23 protein-coding genes are annotated in these 18203 nt (G+C 62.7%); 18 read left to right on the forward strand and 5 right to left on the reverse strand.

Annotated elements, in window-relative coordinates; genetic code table 11:
• Positions 1–196 precede the first annotated feature (196 nt).
• From ACZ9IU_RS23185 to ACZ9IU_RS23205, 5 genes are all read left to right on the forward strand, one after another.
• The gene (locus ACZ9IU_RS23185; protein ID WP_040123938.1) at positions 197–1639 is read left to right on the forward strand and encodes an NAD-dependent succinate-semialdehyde dehydrogenase; all 1443 of its coding nucleotides are present in this window, start codon (positions 197–199) and stop codon (positions 1637–1639) included.
• 26 nt (positions 1640–1665) lie between these two features.
• Complete coding sequence (locus ACZ9IU_RS23190; RefSeq protein ID WP_040123937.1) at positions 1666–2508, forward strand: p-hydroxycinnamoyl CoA hydratase/lyase; 843 nt, start codon at positions 1666–1668, stop codon at positions 2506–2508.
• A gap of 187 nt (positions 2509–2695) precedes the next feature.
• The gene (locus tag ACZ9IU_RS23195; protein ID WP_040123936.1) at positions 2696–3853 is read left to right on the forward strand and encodes an acyl-CoA dehydrogenase family protein; all 1158 of its coding nucleotides are present in this window, start codon (positions 2696–2698) and stop codon (positions 3851–3853) included.
• A gap of 10 nt (positions 3854–3863) precedes the next feature.
• Positions 3864–5066: an acyl-CoA dehydrogenase family protein gene (locus ACZ9IU_RS23200; protein WP_040123935.1), complete on the forward strand. Its 1203-nt coding sequence runs from the start codon at positions 3864–3866 to the stop codon at positions 5064–5066.
• 68 nt (positions 5067–5134) lie between these two features.
• Entirely contained in the window at positions 5135–5293 is a 159-nt protein-coding gene (locus tag ACZ9IU_RS23205; RefSeq protein ID WP_007771448.1) for a YqaE/Pmp3 family membrane protein, read from the forward strand.
• 41 nt (positions 5294–5334) lie between these two features.
• On the opposite strand, the gene ACZ9IU_RS23210 is transcribed toward ACZ9IU_RS23205, so the two are convergent.
• The gene (locus ACZ9IU_RS23210) at positions 5335–5571 is read right to left on the reverse strand and encodes a hypothetical protein (RefSeq protein ID WP_040123933.1); all 237 of its coding nucleotides are present in this window, start codon (positions 5569–5571) and stop codon (positions 5335–5337) included.
• Between the two features lie 137 nt (positions 5572–5708).
• Between ACZ9IU_RS23210 and ACZ9IU_RS23215 the strand changes: the two genes are divergently transcribed.
• Positions 5709–6173 carry a GNAT family N-acetyltransferase gene (locus tag ACZ9IU_RS23215; protein ID WP_051900261.1) on the forward strand — a complete coding sequence of 155 codons (465 nt, stop codon included), beginning with the start codon at positions 5709–5711 and terminating at the stop codon, positions 6171–6173.
• On the opposite strand, the gene ACZ9IU_RS23220 is transcribed toward ACZ9IU_RS23215, so the two are convergent.
• Entirely contained in the window at positions 6174–6572 is a 399-nt protein-coding gene (locus ACZ9IU_RS23220; protein WP_040123932.1) for a GFA family protein, read from the reverse strand.
• Between the two features lie 205 nt (positions 6573–6777).
• Here ACZ9IU_RS23220 and ACZ9IU_RS23225 point away from each other — a divergent pair, with 205 nt between their 5' ends.
• Entirely contained in the window at positions 6778–7563 is a 786-nt protein-coding gene (locus ACZ9IU_RS23225; protein WP_040123930.1) for a DUF1194 domain-containing protein, read from the forward strand.
• 75 nt (positions 7564–7638) lie between these two features.
• Here ACZ9IU_RS23225 and ACZ9IU_RS23230 read toward each other — a convergent pair whose 3' ends face one another.
• Positions 7639–8346, reverse strand: a complete 708-nt coding sequence (locus tag ACZ9IU_RS23230; protein WP_040123929.1) for a phosphatase PAP2 family protein — start codon at positions 8344–8346, stop codon at positions 7639–7641.
• A gap of 478 nt (positions 8347–8824) precedes the next feature.
• Here ACZ9IU_RS23230 and ACZ9IU_RS23235 point away from each other — a divergent pair, with 478 nt between their 5' ends.
• The gene (locus ACZ9IU_RS23235) at positions 8825–9358 is read left to right on the forward strand and encodes a DUF992 domain-containing protein (RefSeq protein WP_040123928.1); all 534 of its coding nucleotides are present in this window, start codon (positions 8825–8827) and stop codon (positions 9356–9358) included.
• 193 nt (positions 9359–9551) lie between these two features.
• Positions 9552–10457, forward strand: a complete 906-nt coding sequence (locus ACZ9IU_RS23240) for a S1C family serine protease (protein ID WP_040123927.1) — start codon at positions 9552–9554, stop codon at positions 10455–10457.
• 39 nt (positions 10458–10496) lie between these two features.
• Here the strand turns inward: ACZ9IU_RS23240 and ACZ9IU_RS23245 are convergent, their stop codons facing one another.
• Positions 10497–11753: a glycerate kinase type-2 family protein gene (locus ACZ9IU_RS23245; RefSeq protein WP_040123926.1), complete on the reverse strand. Its 1257-nt coding sequence runs from the start codon at positions 11751–11753 to the stop codon at positions 10497–10499.
• Positions 11754–11906: 153 nt separating this feature from the next.
• On the opposite strand from ACZ9IU_RS23245, the gene ACZ9IU_RS23250 reads away from it, so the two are divergent.
• Positions 11907–12239, forward strand: a complete 333-nt coding sequence (locus tag ACZ9IU_RS23250) for a hypothetical protein (protein ID WP_040123925.1) — start codon at positions 11907–11909, stop codon at positions 12237–12239.
• Between the two features lie 101 nt (positions 12240–12340).
• Positions 12341–12769, forward strand: coding sequence for a hypothetical protein (locus ACZ9IU_RS23255; RefSeq protein WP_040123924.1), 429 nt, complete (start codon positions 12341–12343; stop codon positions 12767–12769).
• Here ACZ9IU_RS23255 and pcaQ read toward each other — a convergent pair.
• Positions 12753–13679, reverse strand: coding sequence for a pca operon transcription factor PcaQ (gene pcaQ, locus ACZ9IU_RS23260; protein ID WP_040125656.1), 927 nt, complete (start codon positions 13677–13679; stop codon positions 12753–12755). The genes ACZ9IU_RS23255 and pcaQ overlap by 17 nt on opposite strands.
• Positions 13680–13772: 93 nt before the next feature.
• Between pcaQ and pcaD the strand changes: the two genes are divergently transcribed.
• The 7 genes from pcaD to ACZ9IU_RS23295 all read left to right on the forward strand — a co-directional run bounded on the left by pcaD (position 13773) and on the right by ACZ9IU_RS23295 (position 18195).
• On the forward strand, positions 13773–14567 hold the full coding sequence (gene pcaD / locus ACZ9IU_RS23265) for a 3-oxoadipate enol-lactonase (protein WP_040123923.1): 795 nt from the start codon (positions 13773–13775) through the stop codon (positions 14565–14567).
• A gap of 2 nt (positions 14568–14569) precedes the next feature.
• The gene (pcaC, locus tag ACZ9IU_RS23270) at positions 14570–14986 is read left to right on the forward strand and encodes a 4-carboxymuconolactone decarboxylase (RefSeq protein WP_040123922.1); all 417 of its coding nucleotides are present in this window, start codon (positions 14570–14572) and stop codon (positions 14984–14986) included.
• Entirely contained in the window at positions 14983–15723 is a 741-nt protein-coding gene (gene pcaH, locus ACZ9IU_RS23275; RefSeq protein WP_024163715.1) for a protocatechuate 3,4-dioxygenase subunit beta, read from the forward strand. The genes pcaC and pcaH overlap by 4 nt, the downstream gene beginning before the upstream one ends.
• A gap of 1 nt (position 15724) precedes the next feature.
• Complete coding sequence (pcaG, locus tag ACZ9IU_RS23280; RefSeq protein WP_040123921.1) at positions 15725–16342, forward strand: protocatechuate 3,4-dioxygenase subunit alpha; 618 nt, start codon at positions 15725–15727, stop codon at positions 16340–16342.
• 33 nt (positions 16343–16375) lie between these two features.
• Complete coding sequence (locus ACZ9IU_RS23285) at positions 16376–17446, forward strand: 3-carboxy-cis,cis-muconate cycloisomerase (RefSeq protein ID WP_040123920.1); 1071 nt, start codon at positions 16376–16378, stop codon at positions 17444–17446.
• 75 nt (positions 17447–17521) lie between these two features.
• Positions 17522–17773: a type II toxin-antitoxin system Phd/YefM family antitoxin gene (locus ACZ9IU_RS23290; protein WP_040123919.1), complete on the forward strand. Its 252-nt coding sequence runs from the start codon at positions 17522–17524 to the stop codon at positions 17771–17773.
• Complete coding sequence (locus ACZ9IU_RS23295; RefSeq protein ID WP_040123918.1) at positions 17773–18195, forward strand: type II toxin-antitoxin system VapC family toxin; 423 nt, start codon at positions 17773–17775, stop codon at positions 18193–18195. Before ACZ9IU_RS23290 ends, ACZ9IU_RS23295 begins: the two co-directional genes overlap by 1 nt.
• Positions 18196–18203 lie beyond the last annotated feature (8 nt).

Below are 18203 nucleotides of genomic sequence, written 5' to 3' on the forward strand. Positions count from 1 at the left end.
AGCCCTCGCTGAGATTTTGGGGTGTAGCCCCTCATCCGCCTGCCGGCACCTTCTCCCCTTCGGGAGAAGGTGAATTGCCGCAATGTCTCAGATCCTCCTCTCCCCACGGGGAGAGGGTGGCCGAGCGGAGCGGAGGCCGGGTGAGGGGGTGCGACGCCGCTATTTTATTTTGGCAGTCACGAGGGAGGAAACCGTGATGCAGACCCAATCCTATGGTGAGTTGAAGCTGTTTGTGGATGGCGAGTGGCTCGGCGCGGAAGGCCGGGTGACGGAAGACGTCATCAATCCGGCAACTGGCGAGCCGATCGGCGCCCTGCCGCATGCAACCGCGGCGGATCTTGAGCGAGCCGTGGCAGCGGCCACCCGTGAATTCAAGGCATGGAAGGCAACGACTGCCTTCGACCGCGCCAAGATCATCCGCAAGGCAGCCGATATCCTGCGCGAACGGGCGAACGAAATCGGCCGGCGCATGGTTCTCGACCAGGGCAAGCCGCTCGCCGAAGCGATCCCGGAAGTCCATATCTCGGCCGACATTCTCGACTGGACCGCCGACGAGGGCCGCCGTTCCTATGGCCGCATCGTGCCGGCCCGCGTGCCCGGCGTTAAGTGGATGGTCACCAGGGAACCCGTCGGCCCCGTCGCCGGCTTCACGCCCTGGAATTTTCCGGGCGTCATCCCGGCCCGCAAAATTTCGGCAGCGCTTGCGACCGGCTGCACCATGGTCATCAAACCCTCGGAAGAGACGCCGGCGACCGTGCTCGAAATTGCCCGGGCGCTGCAGGATGCGGGCCTGCCGAACGGCGTGCTGAACGTCGTGCACGGCAAGCCGGCGGACGTTTCCGAACACCTGATCGCCGCAGACGGCATCCGCAAGATCACCTTCACCGGCTCGACTGCCGTTGGCCAGCATCTTGCGGTCCTCGCCGCGAAAGCCGGCGTCAAGCGCGCCACGATGGAGCTCGGCGGCCACGCCCCCGTGCTGATCTTCGAGGATGCCGATATCGACCACGCGATCCGCGTCATGGTGCACGCCAAATACCGCAATGCCGGCCAGGTCTGCATCTCACCGACCCGGTTCTACGTGCATGACAGCGTCCACGACAAGTTCGTCGACGGCTTTGCCAAGGCGGCTTCGGCCCTGAAGGTCGGCGACGGCCTCGACCCGTCGAGCCAGATGGGACCGCTTGCCAACAGCCGCCGCGTGCCGGCGATGGAGCGCATGGTCGCCGATGCCGTGCAGCGTGGCGCCACGGTGAAGGCCGGCGGCGAGCGCGGCAGCAATCGCGGCTACTTTTTCCAGCCGACGGTGCTGGCCGACGTGCCTCAGGACGCGATCATCATGAATGACGAGCCCTTCGGCCCGGTCGCCGTCACGGCCCGCTTCACCTCCTTCGACGAGGTGATCGAACAGGCCAACCGGCTGCCCTACGGGCTTGCCTCCTATGCCTTCACCCGGTCCAGCCAGACCGCGGCGATGGTCAGCGACGCGCTCGAGGCCGGCATGGTCGGCATCAACAACAACTTCATCTCGATGGCCGAAACGCCGTTCGGCGGCGTCAAGCAGAGCGGTTACGGCTCCGAAGGCGGCACCGAGGGCATGGACGCCTATCTCGTCACCAAAATGACCAGCCTGTCATAAGGTCCCGGACCTTTTAGGAGAACATGATGACCATTGAAGCAAGCGATCTGGGCGGAGAGAACGTCAAGGTTGAATTCGAAGACGGCATTGCCTGGGTGAAACTGAACCGCCCGGACAAGCGCAACGCCATGAGCGTCGGCCTTGCCGAAGACATGATCCGGGTGCTCGACGCGCTTGAAATCGACGACCGCGCCGGCGTGATCATCCTCACCGGCGAGGGCGACGCCTTTTCCGCCGGCATGGACCTCAAGGACTTCTTCCGCGCCACCGACGGTGTGTCGGACGTCAAGCGGATGCGCGCCTATCGCTCCACCCGCGCCTGGCAATGGCGCCTGCTGATGCACTACGCCAAGCCGACCATCGCCATGGTCAACGGCTGGTGTTTTGGCGGGGCCTTCACGCCGCTGATCTGCTGCGATCTGGCGCTCGCCTCCGAAGATGCGGTGTTCGGCCTTTCGGAAATCAACTGGGGCGTCATCCCCGGCGGCGTCGTCTCCAAGGCGATCTCGACGCTGATGAACGACCGCAAGGCGATGTATTACGTCATGACCGGCGAAAAATTCGGCGGCAAGATGGCCGAACAGCTCGGCCTGGTGAACGAGGCGGTGCCGGCTGACAAGCTCCGCGAGCGCACCGTCGAGATCGCCCGCGTGCTCCTCGAAAAGAACCCGACCGTGCTCCGCCAGGCCCGCATGGCCTACAAGTATGTGAGCGAGATGACTTGGGAGGAGTCGGCCGAATACCTGACCGCCAAGGCCGACCAGACGACGTTCGTCGATCCTGAAAAGGGCCGCGAAAAGGGGCTTTCGCAGTTTCTTGACACGAAGACCTATCGTCCGGGGCATGGGGCGTATACGCGCGAGGAGTAGTCTACGCCTCTTTTGAGGGAAGCCCCCCTCATCCGCCTGCCGGCACCTTCTCCCCGAGGGGAGAAGAGGGATTGCCGCAACGCCTCCGCTCTTCCTCTCCCCTTGGGGAGAGGGTGGCCGAGCGAAGCAGAGGCCGGGTGAGGGGACGGCACCCGCTGCCTCCAAGACTAAAACGCGAGACCCAGTCATGGACCTGAACTATTCGGACGAGCAGCTTCTGTTGAAGGAAAGCGCCGAGCGGTTCCTGAAGGATCGCTACGACTTCGAGAAGCGCAACAAGATCATCGCGTCGGGGACCGGCTTCGATGCCGGCTTCTGGTCCGAGATGGCCGATCTCGGCTGGCTGGCGCTGCCGTTTGCCGAAGAGAACGGCGGTCTCGGCGGCAGCGCGGTGGAAATCTCGCTGATCATGGAAGCGATTGGCCGGGCGCTGGTGGTGGAACCCTATCTCGCGTCGGTCATTCTCGCTGGCGGGCTGGTCGAAAAGCTTGGCTCCGAAGGGCAAAAAGCCGAGATTCTCGGCGGCCTGATCGCTGGTACGTCGCATCCGGCGCTCGCCCATGCCGAGCGGCAAAGCGGTTTTGACCTCGGCAATATCGCCGCCACCGCAACCCGCAGGGGCGAGAACTATCTCATCTCCGGTGAAAAGCCGCTGGTGCCTGGCGGGTCGTTCGCGGATATCTTTCTTGTCTCGGCCAAGCTCGATGGGACAGTGAAGTTGTTCGTCGTGCCTGGGGATGCTGACGGCCTGACCTCGACACAAGTGAAACTCGTCGATGGCAGCCGCGCCAGCGATCTTGTCCTCGACAATGTCTCCGTGCCCGCTTCGGCGCTGCTCGATGCCGCGGCAGATACGCTCTGCGAAATCGAAGCGGCCCATGACCGCGTCAATGCGGCGCTTGCCTCGGAAGCGGTCGGCATCATGGATGCGCTGCTGGACGCGACCGTTGCCTATACCAAGGAACGCGTGCAGTTCGGCAAGCCGCTCGCTGCCTTCCAAGCCCTGCAGCACCGGATGGCCGAGATGGCGGTGAAATGCCAGGAGGCCCGCGGTTCGGCATTGCTCGCCACGCTTTCCGTCGACGCGCCGCGCCCGATGCGCATCCGCGGCGTTTCCGGCGCCCGTGCGAAGATCGGCAAGGTCTCCCGCTCCGTTGCGCAGGAGGCGATCCAGCTGCATGGCGCCATGGGCTTTTCGGAAGAGATGCCGATCGGCGCCTGGTTCCGCCGGCTCTACGCGATCGAAAACACGTTCGGCACCACTGCGGACCACCTGAATCGCTATGGCGAGATCATCCGCGATCCCTCCATGCTCTCCGGCAGCCTGCTGCGCGAACCCGTCTGAGGAGATGTCCATGGATCTGTTGATGACGGAAGAAGAGGTTCGATTCCGCAACGAGGTTCGGACATTCCTCGACGCCCATCTGGACGAGGAACTCAAGCGCGCCGAGCGGCTGAATCCTAGCTTCCTCGCCGACCCCGCCATCGGTCTCAAATGGCAGGCGAAGCTCAACGACAAGGGCTGGGTCGCCCCGTCCTGGCCGAAACAATATGGCGGCACCGGCTGGACGCTCGCCGAGCGTTACATCTTCGATCAGGAATGTGAACGGGCCGGCGAGCCGCATTTCCGCGGCGCCTCGATCAAGATGATCGCCCCGGTGATCATGCGCTACGGCAACGAGGCGCAGAAGAGTTTCTATCTGCCGCGCATCCTGAACGGCGAGGATGTCTGGGCGCAGGGTTATTCCGAGCCGGGCTCCGGCTCCGACCTCGCCTCGCTGAAGACCAGGGCGGTCCTCGAAGGCGACCACTATGTCGTCAACGGCTCGAAGATCTGGTCGACGCTGGCGCATCACGCCACGCGGATGTTCGCGCTGGTACGCACCGCCGACACGGGCAAGAAACAGGAAGGCATCACCTTCATCCTGATCGACCTGACATCGCCGGGCGTCACCATCCGGCCGATCCGCTCGATCTGCGGCACGCACGAGTTCAACCAGGTCTTCTTCGACGACGTGAAAGTGCCGGTCTCCGACCGCATCGGCGAGGAAGGCGAGGGCTGGGACATCGCAAAGTACCTGCTCGAATTCGAGCGGGGCGGCGCCTTCGCGGGCGGAGTCTTGCGGGCCATGCTGACGCGCCTGCACCGGCTCGCTTCCGAGCCACTGCCGGACGGTCGAACGATGATCGACGATCCGCTGTTCATGGCGCGCTTTGCCGAGATTGCCACGGATGTCGACGCCAACGACATGCTGGAGCTTTCGGCCACGTCCAAGGTCCAGGCGGGCGGCAATCCGGGGTCGGTGCCGTCCTCGACGATGAAGATCGAGCGCAGCCGCATCCGCCAGTCGATCGCCGAACTCGCGGCCTCGATCCTTGGCCCGAATGCGTTACGCTGGGAAGAGCACCGGCCGCTGCACGAGTTGCCGGAGGAGAGCGAGATCGACGAAGAGCGCAAGGTTGCCTCCGCCGTCTATTTCAACTCCCGCTCCCAGAGCATTTTCGGCGGCAGCAACGAGATTCAGCTGGAGATCATCGCAAAGATCCTGCTGAGATGAGCGGCTTCTGAAACCATATCCCATCCAGCGCGTTACCGGCCGGAACCACTCAACCCGGAGAACGCCCGTTGGATATCATCCGCATTCTGCTCGCCTTCATCCTGCCGCCGCTCGGGGTGTTCCTGCAGGTGGGGCTCGGCCTGCATTTCTGGCTGAACATCCTGCTCACCCTCTGCGGCTGGCTGCCCGGCATCGTGCATGCGTTGTGGGTGATCCTCCGCAAATAGCGGGATCGCGCGTGTATCGACGAGGATGAGGGCTAAAGCCTCTAAGCGGCGATATCGGCGATTTCGCCTGTCTGCCAGAGGATACGCGGATCGGACATGTCGCCGCTTTCCATATCGACCTGAACGGAATACGCCGCGACGCCGACGAAGCGGTCGGCCATGGCGCGGGCGATCTTCTCGGCCGAAGCGGCATTCGAGGCCACGCGCATCTCGCCAGGCGTCACGTTGCCCCGCACTTTCTTGAACGGCAGCACGATGAATTTTTCTGACCTGGACATGGCGGTTCCTTCTTCGGCGCCACTCTGTCGATATGCGCGCCGCGAAGTCAACAGCGGCTGCCGGAAATAGCCAGCAGCCCAAGTTGACACAGGTTTGCGGCGCCGGAATAGTGGCTCGGTTTCAACGGGTCCAGTTTATGAATATTCGCTTTTTCCAACCCGCCGACGCGGACGAACTGGCCTGCCTCTTTGAGGAGATGCAGGCCTATTACGGTGTCCTCTGCCCGCCGCGCCAGGCGGTCGTGATCGGAATTCTCAACCGTCCTCCGCAGACCGAAATCCTGGTTGCTGAGACTGACCGCATTGTCGCCGCGGCGGCCTTCGCCGCCATCTATCCCGGACCCGGGCTGCAGCCCGGTTTTTTCCTCAAGGAGCTTTATGTCGCCGGGTCCGAGCGCGGCCGCGATATCGGTACCGCGCTGATGAAGAGGCTGGCAGGGCTGGCAGTCGAGCGCGGTTTCGGCCGCATCGACTGGACGGCGGCTCGGGCCAATGAGCGGCTGTTGAAATTCTATGACGAACTTGGCGGCGACCGGAAGGAGGACCGGATTTTCTACCGGCTCGAAGGCGAGAAGCTGAAGGCGCTGGCCGGCCTGGAATAGCTATCCCTTATGGCCCTGATATTGCGGCAGATCGTCGGTGATCTCGTACCAGGGCGCTTTCGAACCGACGAAGATATGGTGCGTCGGCCGGATTGTCGGGGCATCGACCAGCGTGCCCATCGCCACATGCACCCAGGCCGCCTCCCGGACCCGCGAATAGAGAAGCGAACCGCAGGTCTTGCAATGGGCGTCATGAGTGTCGGCATCTCCGTAGATCAGCAAACCATCTTCGCCCTTTACCACCGCAAACTTCTGCCGTTCGATGCCGGCGAAGGGCTTGAAGGCAGAGCCGGTGGTGCGGCGGCAATCCGAACAATGGCAATTGGCCGCATAAACGAAGGCGTCCTCCACCTCGTAGGCGACTGCGCCGCAAAAACACTTGCCGTTTAACTTCGTCATCACGTGATCCCGCCCAGATACCCGTTGATAAGCGCACTCCCGGCGCCGTCGACGCGGCCGCGGCCGCCATGGCAGATTACGTGGAGTGGCTGCGGAATAAAGGCTTATCACCGAAAGTTGAAGGGAGGCACGCGGAGCGGAGTCGCCCTGCATCGGCGCTGTGTTACAGTTTTAACCAATCGATAACGCAGTGATTGGATTGCCAATGCTTACAACACTCGCGATGCTCATCAGCCTTTCCGCCGCTGCAACCGCTCCGATGGTCGCGCAGCAAAAGGGAGGCGAAGTCGATGTGGAGCTGGTTCTCGCGGTCGATACGTCCCGCTCCATGGATTACGAGGAAGTCAGCGTCCAGCGCGAGGGTTATGTCGAGGCGCTCAAGCACAAGGAATTCATCGAGGCGGTAAAGACCGGACTGAACGGCCGCATCGCTGTGAGCTATTTCGAATGGGCCGGCGACGTCGTACCGGAATCGGTCATCGACTGGACGATCATCGAAAACGAGCAGGACGCGATCAATTTCGCCGCCAAGCTCGAGGCCCGGCCGATCGTTACCCAGCGCCGCACCTCGATCTCTGCTGCGATCGCCCAAGGGGCAACGATGATCGTCGCCAATTCCTATCGCGGTGCTCGGCAGGTGATCGACATTTCCGGCGACGGGCCGAACAATTCCGGCAATCCCGTCGTCCCGGCCCGCAACAAGGCCATGGAAGCCGGCATCATCATCAACGGACTGGCGATCATGCTGCGGCCCTCGGGCGCACCCGGCGGGCTCGACAAATATTACGGCGACTGCGTCGTCGGCGGACCCGGCTCCTTCGTGCTGCCGGTTCACAAGATCGAGGATTTTGCCGTCGCGGTGCGCCGCAAGCTGGTCCTGGAGATCAGCGGGCTCATGCCGCCCGCAATCGTGCAGAAGGCCGCCAGCAGCCAACCTTCCAGCGACTGTCTGGTCGGCGAAAAACAGTGGCAGGACCTGTTCGACCGCTGAGCGCATTTATTGCGCCTCGACACCATCCCGTGTCGCGGGGGCGCATAGACAGCCAAAGGTGTCCAATTCGCCGGACTACTCCGGTACCGCCGAAATGTAGCGTCGCGCGATCATCCAGCACGCCAGCGCCCAGGTCGCGCCGGCGCACCAGCCGCCGAGGACGTCGGTCGGATAGTGGACACCGAGATAGACCCGGCTGAAACCGATGATGAACGTCAGGAAGATCGCCGCACTGATCAGGAAGATGCGCGTCGAGCGGTAAGGCTGGGCGCGCGACAGCAGCGCTCCGAGCGTCAGGTAGGTGACGGCAGACAGCATTGCATGGCCGCTCGGAAAACTGAGGTCGCTGACTTCGACCAGATGCGGCACGATATCCGGCCGCGGACGCGCCACGCCGAGCTTCAGCAAGGAACTCAAAAGCCAGCCGCCGGCGATCGACAGGAACATGAAGAGCGCGATCGCTCTTTGCCGCGACAGGATGAGGAAGACGGTTCCCATCACCGTCATCAGGGTCAGCACCGTGACGCCGCCGAGCGCGGTGATATCCCCCATCGCGTGATTGAGCCAATAGGGGCCGAGTGGCGTCGCAAGATCCGTGGCGTCGCGCAAGGCGAGCAGGATCTTTTCGTCGAAGGCATGCGTTTCGCCCTCCAGCACCTCGTCGGTCAGCCTGAAGAAGACGAAAAGCCCGCCTGCCAGAAAGGCGACCATCATCAGGCCGATCGGCTCGAAAGCCATGACCCTTTCGACCACTTTTCGTGTCACGCGCTGATGGAATGCCATCCAAGCTCCCTGTTCAATTTCAGTTCACGACCGACTATACGATCCGATACCGGGCCTCGATCGATCCGTAGAGACGGAAGGCGAAAAGTCCGATTGCCGCCAGCCTGGTTCGTATCGACAGCGAAGGCGGGCATAGATGAAGAACCCGCCGACAATGAGGAAAATAGCACTCCGCGCCAGCAGTCCAGCGTGCAGATGCCATTGAGGACGTCCGGCGCAGGAATCCGCCTTCGAGATAGCGAAGTTATCAGCCGTTGATGCCCTTCACCCGCCTGGGCGCAACCGGCGCAAGTCGCGGTTCCGGAAATGCCGGTGCGCAAGGTCATCTCACGCGTTATCTCACGCTTGGAACAATTCGGTGACAAATCGTGTGCGGCCGCGTTGGATCATTCTTCCGCCACATGCGTTCTCCAACGCTGCCTGACCCGCTTGCATGAGTCTCAACAAGGGCGGCTGAAGAATTACAAGGAGTACAGGGATGAAGAAGATTGTTGCCGTGGCGCTCGCCGCTCTGCCGGTCGTAACCAGCGCCGGAGCCGCCTTTTCCGCCGATTTGATCACCCGCCGGGACCGCGTTCCGGTTTATGAAGAGCCGGATCAGCGCGGCGGGGTACGCATCGGCTATCTCGATTGCTCGATCGGCGGCGGCGTCGGTTACGTGCTCGGCTCCGCCAAGGAAGCCGACTGCGTCTTTACAACGGCAATCGGCAGCGAACCCCTCGACCGCTATACCGGCACGGTGCGCAAGATGGGAGTCGATCTCGGCTTCACCACACGCTCGCGGCTGATCTGGGCGGTCTTTGCCCCGACCGCCGGTTATCACCACGGTTCGCTCGGTGGCCTCTACCAGGGCGCCACCGCCGAGGCCACCGTCGGTGCCGGCATCGGCGCCAACCTCCTCGTTGGCGGCACCGCCGGCTCCATCCATCTGCAGACGGTGAGCGTCACGGGCCAGCTCGGCCTCAACGTCGCCGCCACCGGCACTTCGGTGACGCTGACGCCGGCGGGCTGAGGTTTTAAAAGCGCATTCCCTTCCCCGGAAACGGGGAGGGGCTAAAATGAGGTAGAGCATTTCGCGAGCATGAGTTCTCTCCGGCCTCTTGCTCCACGCCGTTCACATTCATACCTTAAAGAAACGGTATGGTTAGCCTTTGCAGACCCTTGCGGGGTTCCGGACCGCGTATTGCCTCATCAGGATTTGCATCATGGATCTCGAGAAAAGTTTACGGTCGGTCGTGGCCGTGCGTGCTTCAATCCCGGACAACGCCTTTACGGCCAACACTCTCGGCACCCGCCGGGAAGGTAGCGGCGTGGTGATCCGCGAAAACGGGCTGGTCCTGACGATCGGTTACCTGATCACCGAAGCCGAAGACGTCTGGCTGACGCGCCAGGACGGCCGCGTCGTGCCGGCCCATGCGCTCGCCTACGATCAGGAAAGCGGCTTCGGCCTGGTGCAGGCCATGGCGCCGCTCGATCTGCCGGCGCTCCAGATCGGCGATTCCGCCACCGCAACGCTCGGCGATCCCGTTGTCTTCGCCGATGGGGAGGGAGAATATGTGCGCGGCAATATCGTCGCCAAGCAGGAATTCGCCGGATATTGGGAATATCTGCTGGACGAGGCGATCTTCATCGCGCCCGCCCATCCGTCCTGGGGCGGCGCGGCGCTGATCGACACGGAAGGCAAGCTGCTCGGCGTCGGATCGCTGCGCCTGCAGATGAGCAAGGGCGGAGAGATCGCCGACATCAACATGGTCGTCCCGATCAACCTCCTGAAGCCGATCCTCGACGATCTCCTCAATCGCGGCGAGTTCAACCGCCCACCGCGCCCCTGGCTCGGCGCCATGTCGGCGGAAAGCAACGGTGAAGTGGTGGTCATGAGCGTCACCGAAAACGGACCGGCGGCCCAGGCGGGCCTGAAGCGGGGCGACGTGATTTCGGAGATTCGCGACGGCGAGGTCGACGGGCTTGCGGATTTCTACCGCAAGATCTGGGACAGCGGGCCTCCGGGTGCCGAAATCCCGATGCGCATCCTGCGCGATGGACGGGAGGCCTGGCTCAGGGTGAAGTCGGCGGACCGGAACGATTTCTTGCGGAAGCCGCAGTTGCAGTGACCTCTTCTCCCCAGCTTGAGAGAGAAGAGATTGATGCCGCTACCGTACCACGATCGCCCGGAAATCGTTGACATTGGTCCCGGTCGGCCCGGTATCGAACACGTCGCCAATCGCCGAAAACCCTGAAAAACTGTCGTTCCGGTCGAGCAATTTGCGGCCATCCAGGCCGCCAGCCCGCAATCGCCTCGCCGTCGTGCCGTCGACAAAAGCGCCGGCATTGGTTTCCGATCCGTCGATACCGTCCGTGTCGGCGGCCAGTGCGGTGATCTCATGCCCGTCGATCGCCAGCGCCAAGGCCAGCGCGAATTCGCCGTTGCGGCCGCCCCGACCGCCCTTCGCGCGCATCGTCACCGTCGTCTCCCCACCGGACAGCAGGACCGCCGGTTTTGCGAACGGCCGGTCGCGGAGCGACACCTCGCGGGCAAGCGCCGCATGCACCAGCGCCACATCACGCGCTTCGCCTTCGACGGAATCGGAGAGGATATAAGGCGTCACCCCATGGGCGCGGGCGACTTCGGCGGCCGCCTCCAGCGAGACACCGGCCGAGGCAATGACGAAATGATCATGGCGAGCAAAGATGGGATCGTCCGGTTCCGGCGCGTCGGCAGCCGGCGAATTCAGATGAACGATCATCGCAGCCGGCAGTTCCAGCTTGTACTGCTCGACGATCGCCAGTGCATCGTGACGCGTCGTGGTATCCGGAATGGTCGGACCGGAGGCGACGAAGGCCGGATTGTCGCCGGGAATATCCGAGACGATCAGGCTGACGACACGGGCTCTGGTCGCCGCCGCAAGCCGGCCGCCCTTGATGGTGGAGAGATGTTTGCGAACGACATTCATCGCCGAGATCGGCGCTCCCGAGGCAAGCAGCGTCTCGTTCAGGGCGATCTCGTCTTCCAGCGTCAGCCCTTCGGGTGGGGCAGGCAGCAGGGCGGAACCGCCGCCGCAGACGAGCGCGATGACGAGGTCGTTTTCGGAGAGGCCGGAAATCGTCTCGACCAGCCGTTTTGCGCCGGCGAGGCCCGCCGCATCCGGCACCGGATGCGAGGCCTCGAGTATCTCGATCGACTTCGTTTCACAGCCATAACCGTATCGGGTCACGACCACGCCGGTCAGCGGCCCGGTCCACACGCTTTCGAGTGCCGCCGCCATCTGGGCCGCACCCTTGCCGGCGCCAACGACAACGGTGCGGCCGTTCGGAGGCGGGGCGGGCAGGTGTTTTATGATGCCGGTCAGCGGATCCGCGGCCTTCACGGCAGTCCTGAACAGCGCCTCCAGCAGTTCCCGGTCCGTCATCGCTTCTCCTCCACTTCTCCGTCGCTCGCGCTCTTTCGATCACGCTCGTCAACAACCGTCAACCGGGCTTGATCGCGCCGCCCCTTTGGCGCGGAACAAAGCGAGCGAGTGTCGGTTGTCCCATGGGCTCACCAAAACGAAGGAGCGAAAAGCATGCCTGAACATCTGAAAGAAGCCGGTTACCCAGGCCAGATCGACATTGGCGGCGATAGGTCACCCGTGACTTACAAATTGAAGGCCAGAAAAGAGGATGACGGCGCGTTCCATGTGGCGGTGAGCCTCAGCGCCCCGCGCGACTGGCTGCTGAAGCACGGCTTTCGCACGGAGGCCACGCTGGTGCGCCAGGGCGGCGCCGAAATGCCGGTGCATTTCGAGGAGACGCTCAACGTCGCCGACAATATCTCGGTGACGCTGCGCGCCGATGACGCGGTGCTAGCCTCGATGGACGAATTGCGCCGCACGTTTCCAGAGCTGCGACCGACCTGAAATCGTCGGCAACTGTTTGCGCGCAGGAACCGCAGAGTATAATCGCTGGTCCGGCCGGTCGTTCAGCCGGGCATTCTTTTGACGGTTAAGGCGGCGAGATCTTGGAGAGGCTTGAACAGAAGACAGCGGCGCGATCCTGCGGCACCTGCACGCTCTGCTGCCGGCTTCCCGAAATCTCGGCGCTGGACAAGCCGCCGGACGCCTGGTGCCGGCACTGTACGGAGGGGCAGGGCTGCGCAATATATACCGACCGGCCTCAGCTTTGCCGCGATTTCCTCTGTCTGTGGATGACGGACCCGGGTGTTCCAGAGGTTTGGCAGCCGCTGACATCGAAGATGCTCGTCTATGAGCAGGGCGCGCAACTGACGGTACTGGTCGATCCGGACCATCCGGATGTCTGGAAACAGGCGCCGTATCGTTCCGATCTCAACGATTGGGCCGAGGCTGCGCAGGCGCGCGGCCATTACGTCATCCTGTTTTGCGGCGACGACGTGATGAAGATAGAGCCGGGCGTCACCGCGCCGGCATGATCTCTGCGGCGGCCTGCCGGATGGTCTGCATCAGGATCGAGAGCGGCGTGGAGGGATTTGCATCGGCACGAATGGTGAGGCCGACCGGGCCTCGGGTCTCGCTCGTATCGATCGGCAGCGTCGCCAGAAGCCCGTCCTCGATGTCGGCGGCGACCACTCCGGCGGAGATGATCCAGATCGCATCGCTCGACCGTACGAAGGCACGGCCGAAAGCGTCGGAGACGGTCTCCACCTGGGTCGGCAGGCTGGCCACGCCGTTGGCGATCAGGAACTGTTCGACCGATGGCCGGATGATCGAGCCGCGCGTCGGCATCAGCACGGGATAGTCGGCAAACCCTTCGAAGATCGATTGCTTCCCATCGAGCAGCGGGTGCCCGGTGCGGACGGCGAACACCACCTGTTCCGAGTAAAGATGTTCGAAGGACAGGCCGGTCATTTTTTCCGGCAAGGCAAGCCGGCCGACCACCAGATCGAGATCGCCGACCCGAAGCTGTTCCATCAAAACGGCATTATCTCCCGTCACGATCTTAACTCGGCTGCCGGTCTTCTCGGCGAGGAAGAGCGTCATGGCGAGCGGCATCACCCGTGTGGAGACGGTTGGGAGCGCGCCGATCCGCACCGGGGGTGCGGAATCGAACAGTTCCTGCGAGACGGAATCGATGCCCTGGCGGAGGGCCGTCAGCGCCGCGCCCGCGTGGCGCAGAAAAACCTCGCCGTAGCGGGTGATGCGGATGCCGCGGCCTTCGCGCTCGAACACGGCGACGCCCAGCGCCTCCTCGAGCTCGCGGATGGTCTTGGTGACGGCCGGCTGGCTGACATGCAGAATTTCGGCTGCCTTGACCACGCTTTTTTGGCGCGCGACCTCGACAAATGTATGCAAGTGCCGAAACTTGACTCGGGAGTTGATCAAGATCAAATAACCCTGCGGTTAGGGGATCATGCTGAAATATCATTTTACCTAACCGGAAACTAGTGCAATCTATCAAAGCGAGAGGAGGCGCTGATGCAGTTTGTACACATCAACGACATTGTGATCCATTACGACATCCAGCGCGCGGGCGACGGAAAACCCGTTATCGTGTTCATTAATTCGCTCGGAACCGACAGCCGCATCTGGCATCACGAACTGCCGAAGCTTGCCGAAGATTATACGATCCTCACCTATGACAAGCGCGGCCACGGGCTGTCCGGCCTTGGCAATCCCCCCTATTCGATCGCCGACCACGCCGCCGATCTTGCCGGCCTGCTCGACCACCTGCAGCTCAGCCAGGTCATCGTCTGTGGCCTTTCGGTCGGCGGGCTGATCGCCCAGAGCTTGTATGCCACCCGGCCGGACCTCGTGAAGGCGCTGATCTTTTCCAACACCGCGCACAAGATCGGTACGGCCGAAAGCTGGGCGGCGCGCATTGCCGCCGTCGAGCAGAGCGGCATCGGCAGCATCCTCGACGCGATCATGGAGCGCTGGTTCACCGCACCGTTCCGCAAGCCGGACAATGCCGCCTACCAGGCCTATTGCAACATGCTGGTGCGCCAGCCGACCTCCGGTTACAGCGGCACCTGCGCCGCGATCCGCGATGCGGATTTCACCGAGGCCGCCAAAAGAATCGCGGTGCCCGTGCTCTGCATCGTCGGCCGCGAAGACGGCTCGACACCGCCCGAACTCGTCAGGTCGTTTGCAGACCTGATCCCCGGCGCGCGTTACGAAATCATCGAGGGTGCGGCGCATATTCCCTGCGTTGAGGCACCCGCCGCCCATGCCGCGCTGATCCGCGGCTTCATCGAACAACTCGAGGACTAGACATGGCCGATCCTGCCGCGCCATCGGAACGTTACGCTCAGGGCATGAAGACCCGCCGCGCGGTGCTGGGCGACGCCCATGTGGACCGCGCCCTGGCAAACCAGACACCGTTCGACGGACCGTTCCAGGAAATGATCACCGAAGGCGCCTGGGGCACGGTCTGGTCGCGCCCGAACTGGACGAAGCGCGAGCGCTCGATGGTGACGATCGCGCTTCTCGCCGCACTCGGCCATCACGACGAAGTCGCCATGCATATCCGCGCAACCGCCAATACGGGTGCGACAAAGGACGATATCTGCGAAGCCCTGATGCATGTGGCAATCTATGCCGGCGTACCGGCCGCCAATCATGCCTTCAAGATCGCCAAAGCCACTTATGCCGAAATGGACGCGGACAAGGCCGCGGGAGAGCAAAAATGAAGAACACACCCCCAGAAACCACACCCTTTTTCGCCCGTGACAGGGAATGGCATCCGCCGGCCTTCACGCCGGGCTACAAGACCTCGGTGCTGCGCTCGCCGCAGCGCGCGCTGATTTCGCTCGAAGGCACCAAGAGCGAGATCACCGGCCCGGTCTTCGGCCACAACATCCTCGGCGAGTTCGATAACGACCTGATCGTCAACTATGCGAAGCCCGGCGAGATGGCGCTTGGCGAACGCATCCTGGTCTACGGCCGCGTCATCGACGAGCGTGGCCGCGGCGTTCCGGGCGCGCTGGTGGAATTCTGGCAGGCCAATGCCGGCGGCCGATACCGCCACAAGAAGGAAACTTATCTCGCTCCGCTCGACCCGAACTTCGGCGGTTTCGGCCGCACGATCACCGACGAGGACGGTGGCTACGCGTTCAAGACCATCAAGCCCGGCCCCTATCCGTGGCCGAACGGCGTCAACGACTGGCGCCCGGCGCATATCCACTTCTCGGTCTTCGGCCATGGTTTTGCCCAGCGCCTGATCACCCAGATGTATTTCGAGGGCGATCCGATGATCTGGATTTGTCCGATCGTGAAGACCATTCCGGACGAGAACGCGATCAAGGGCCTGATCGCCGCGCTCGACATGCAGAACACCATCCCGCACGACATGCGGGCCTATAAATTCGATATCGTCCTGCGCGGCCGTCGCTCGACATTCTTCGAGAACCGTAAAGAGGGCAACTGAGATGGTCCAGCCGCTCACCTACTTCAAGGAATCCGCTTCGCAGACCGCGGGTCCGTATGTCCATATCGGCTGCACGCCGAACTTTTCCGGTATTACCGGCGTCTACGACACCGATCTCGGCTCCGGCCCGATGGTCAACGACCAGACGCGCGGCGAACGCATCACCATCCGCGGTTTCATCTATGACGGCGCCAACACGCCGCTCAAGGATGCGATGATCGAGATCTGGCAAGCGGACGCCGACGGCTATTACAACAGCCCGTCGGAAACCCGCGGCAAGGCCGATCCGAACTTCTTCGGCTGGGCCCGTCAGCCGGGCGACATGGCGACCGGCGAATTCGCCTTCGAAACGATCAAGCCCGGCAAGGTACCGTTCCGCGACGGCCGCCCGATGGCACCGCATGTCACCTTCTGGGTCGTCGCCCGCGGCATCAATCTCGGCCTTAACACCCGCATGTACTTCTCCGACGAGGAAGAGGCCAATGCGGCGGATCCCATCCTGTCGCGCATCGAGCACCGGGTTCGGGTTCCCACCCTGATCGGCAAGCGTGACGGTAATACCGTCACCTTCAACATCTATCTTCAGGGCGAAAATGAAACCATATTCTTCGATATCTGAGATCGAAGAATCAGGGTTCGCCCGGGAGTAGATATGAGCGTCTCGGCTTTCGAGCATCCATTTTTGTCCGGTCTCGTCGGTGACGACGAGACCGGACAGCTGTTTTCGGTGAAAGCCGAGATCGACGCCATGCTGGCCTTCGAAACGGGCCTTGCCAAGGCTGAGGCGTCCTGCGGCGTCATCCCCGCCGAGGCTGCGGAGCGCATTGCCGCAGCCTTGCAGACATTTGAGCCGGACATGGCTGGCTTGCGAAACGGCACCGCGCGCGACGGCGTCGTTGTCGCCGAACTCGTCAAGCAGCTTCGCGATGCCGTCAGTCAGCAGGCGGGTGGCGGCGAGGCCGCCAAGCACGTGCATTTCGGCGCGACCAGCCAGGACGTCATCGACACCGCGCTGATGATCCGCCTGAAGCAGGCCTGCTCTCTGTTCATCGAGCGGCTCGCCGCCCTCGAAAAGCATTTCGATGATATCGACCAGGCATTCGGCAGCCGGAGGCTGATGGGCCATACCCGCATGCAGGCGGCAATCCCGATCACCGTTTCGGACCGTATCCGCGCCTGGAAAGAACCGTTGACCCGGCATCACCAGCGGCTGGACAGGTTTTCCGAGGCCGGTTTTGCCGTGCAGTTCGGCGGCGCTGCGGGCAGCCTCGACAAGCTCGGCGACAAGGCCGCCGACGTGCGCAAGGCGCTGGCCTGGGAACTGTTTCTGACCGACGCACCGCAATGGCAGAGCCAGCGCGACCGGCTGGCGGAGTTCGCAAACATCCTCACAATGATTTCCGGCTCGCTCGGCAAATTCGGCCAGGACGTCGCGCTGCTCGCGCTGATGGGCGGCGAAATGGAACTCGCCGGCGGCGGCGGCTCCTCCGCCATGGCCCACAAGCAGAACCCGGTGGCCGCCGAAGTGCTGGTGTCGCTCGCACGTTTCAACGCGGTACAGCTCTCCGGCATGCAGCAATCGATGGTGCATGAGCAGGAACGCTCAGGTGCGGCCTGGACGCTCGAATGGCTGATCCTGCCATCCATGGTGATCGCGACCGGCGCTGCACTAAGGCTCGCAGCGGAACTTGCCGGCAATGTCAGGTCACTGGGCAAGGGCTGACGGCATCTGCATTGAAGGACGGGCAATTCTAGTATATTTTCGAAGAAAGATACTAGACGTGCTCCGGAGGTCGTAATGACCCTTTCCTACATGACCAGCGCCTCCTTCAACCAGAACCCGAGCAAGGCCCGACAGGCGGCAAACGAAAATCCGTTGGTCATCACTGATCACGGCAAGCCGACGCATGTGCTTGTCAGCTACGAGGAATTCGAGGCCAACTGGAAGAAGCCGAAGAGTCTTGCCGAGGCACTGTATGATCCTAACGGCTCGGACCAGGATTTTGACCCTCCGCGGCTCAGTTTCGAGAATCGCGAGATCGAATTCTGATGCCATTCCTGCTGGATACCAATGTCGTCTCGGCAGCACGACGTTTGAAGAAGCAGGCGGCCGAGTTTCAGAACTTCATGGAAACATTTCCCATGAACGACGCCTTTATCTCGGCTGTCACCGTCATGGAGGTGCAATTCGGGATCCAGCAGGAAAGCAAAAAGGATCCTGAATTCGCGGCCAACCTGGCGCGATGGCTCCGATCCCATCTGCTTGTCGATTTCAGCGACCGCATTCTTCCCTTCGACACGGCGATTGCTCTTCGCACCGGCACCCTCCCCACGCCGGACAAGCGGCCGTCACCGGATGCAATGATCGCCGCGACAGCGTTGCATCACGGGCTGACCGTCGTCACCCGTAACATCTCGGATTTCGAGCCGCTCGGCGTGCCCTGCCTCAATCCCTGGACTTTTCAAGGCTGAGCCGGCGA

The sequence above is a fragment of the Mesorhizobium sp. USDA 4132 genome (assembly GCF_056279545.1).